Here is a 2297-nt window from a genome sequence, read left to right as displayed (position 1 = left end):
GCTCCTCCCGGGGCTAGTTGAGACGTATCGTTTTCAAAACACATTACAACTCTTGCAACAACCCTTTCAGAGTTTTGAACTCTGACAGGGTTACCTACTCGATTCTGTATAAAAAACAATGTGACTGTCCGTAACTCATACCAACAGTCTAAATAATGACAATATACTTTGCGTCTCTGCGCCTTTGCGTGAAATTGGGCTCGCAAAGTCGCGAAGAAGCAAAGATCAGAAAGGATGATATTTGTGAAAAACATTCAACAACTAATTTATTCTGTGAAATGGTACTAGTCATGGATAGTCATAAAAAACAATTCTAAAAATCAGTATTCCATTTAGAAAAAATGTTCTAAATTTGAATCCAACTTAAATCAGTACAGATTAAAAATTTGCTAATTAAACCATTAGCAACTTAAAAAGGAAATATGGAAACGACAGCTATTGATTTACTGACCCAAAAACTTAAAAATGCGCCTCAAAGCGTTTTAGAACGTGTCATTGGCTATGTTGATGCCCTTTTGGAACCTACGACAGCTACTAAAACCTACCGCTTATCCGAAGAACAACAACAACTATTAGACAGCCAAGTCAACTCCGACAAAACTACTTATACTGAGGCTGAAACGCTTTATACGGACTTAAAAAAGAAGTATGAATTATAAGGTTATTGTTTCTCCAATTGCTTCTAAAAATATTGAAGATGCGGTTGCCTATTATATTGAAAAAGCCACTAAAAAAGTGGCTTTTGACTTTTTGAAAGCGTACAAAAAGATTTATAAAGCTTTACAAATCAACCCTTTTTACCAATTTCACGATAACAATTATAGGTTTATACCTTTTGATAAATTTCCTTATATCGCCTTTTTTATTGTGGACGAACCCAGTAAAAGTGTTTACATCAACGCAGTATTTCATACTTCACAAAATCCTAATAAGTACCCTACGTAACCGAAAACCATTTAAGAGTTCAAAAGGCTGAAAAGGTTACTAAAATCCCGCTACTCCTGCAAGGTTTTCAAAACCTTGTAGGTGTTATAATGCTACATTATAAACGGCTATGAAATAAATAGTGTTCTGCCTATCTGTAAGAATAATTGAATATATTTGAAGTTAAATAAAGTAGAATAGACAATTGCCAACTTTCTAGATTAGAAATTCACATATGAAAATTTTAGCATATGTATTAATTACCTGATGTTTTCTAACAGCCGAAATCTTAAAATAAAATTTAAAAAATGAAACAACTATTTATTTCAATTATTTGTCTTTTAATTATACAAGTTACATTTGGTCAAAATAAAATCATCGAACAAGAATTAATCAAGAAAAATCAAAATGCTATTATTGAAGAGTTTGTAACAAATGGTGCTGAAAAATATAATTACAATTATCAAATGGCTGAATGGCAGAATTGTTTAGATGAAGGTCTAAAAAAAGACAGCACTGTAGCATATTTGTGGCAACAAAAATCAATGCCATATTTTAAAGCAAAGAAATATGAAATTGGAATGAAATATATTGATAAAGCGGTAAAATATGATCCTGAAAGATGGCAATCTTATCGAGCATTCATAAAATGTATTTTTGCTAAAACCTATAAAGAAGCCATTATTGACTTTGAAGATTGCAAGAAAAAATTTGGTAATAATTATGTGATGGATCATACTTATAATTTTTATATTGGCTTGTCATATTTACAACTTAATGAATATTCAAAAGCAGAAATGCTTTTCAATGAATATATAGAGGATTTGTTTAAAAATAGACAAGGTTTGGAACATCCAACAGCTTTATTTTATTACGGAATTTCAAAATATGAACAAAAAAAATGGGGAGAAGCAATAATTGAATTTGATAAAGCATTAAAAATATATCCAAATTTTTCTGATGCAAAATATTACAAAGCAATTTGTTTGGCAAGATTAGAAAAACAAGACAAAGTTTCCATATTATATAAAGAAGCAAAGGAAGATGCTGAAAAAGGATTCACAATTAATGAAGATAATACGGCATATGAAACATATCCATATCAAAAAAGATGGGCAAATTAGAAACTGTAAAAGAACGTCAGATAACAACTAGAGTTTCGTTGCTCCCCTATTACTGCAAACGTCACCCTCTTACCCACAATTCATACAATACAAATCGGCAACCTCCTCACGATAGATTTTACTTAACATATTGTCAGCACGAGCCAGAGGCATCGCGCTAGCAAAGGAGAACAGCAATAGTATCAAAAACATCTTTGCTGTTTTTTTTGTTATGAAAACAAAAAGTCCTCGCTTAGCCCCGATGGCAGT

Annotated in this window: 4 protein-coding genes; 3 read left to right on the top strand and 1 reads right to left on the bottom strand. The window is 31.5% G+C overall.

The genetic code is table 11. The features are described from left to right. The first annotated feature begins 422 nt into the window (after window positions 1-422). The 3 genes from ACZIX2_RS14160 (at window position 423) to ACZIX2_RS14150 (ending at window position 2048) form a co-directional block, all read left to right on the top strand. Window positions 423-659 (top strand): hypothetical protein, encoded by a 237-nt coding sequence (locus ACZIX2_RS14160; RefSeq protein WP_463340744.1) that lies wholly within the window; start codon window positions 423-425, stop codon window positions 657-659. Further along, entirely contained in the window at window positions 649-945 is a 297-nt protein-coding gene (locus tag ACZIX2_RS14155) for a type II toxin-antitoxin system RelE/ParE family toxin (RefSeq protein WP_463340743.1), read from the top strand. Before ACZIX2_RS14160 ends, ACZIX2_RS14155 begins: the two co-directional genes overlap by 11 nt. Before the next feature lie 287 nt (window positions 946-1232). Beyond that, window positions 1233-2048 (top strand): tetratricopeptide repeat protein, encoded by an 816-nt coding sequence (locus ACZIX2_RS14150; protein WP_463340742.1) that lies wholly within the window; start codon window positions 1233-1235, stop codon window positions 2046-2048. Window positions 2049-2117: 69 nt separating this feature from the next. On the opposite strand, the gene ACZIX2_RS14145 is transcribed toward ACZIX2_RS14150, so the two are convergent. After that, window positions 2118-2297, bottom strand: a 180-nt coding sequence (locus ACZIX2_RS14145) for a hypothetical protein (RefSeq protein ID WP_463340741.1), incomplete at its 5' end; no start/stop codon positions are given.

The organism is Flavobacterium riviphilum, assembly GCF_055231795.1.
This window is presented reverse-complemented; position numbering and strand designations above follow the sequence as displayed.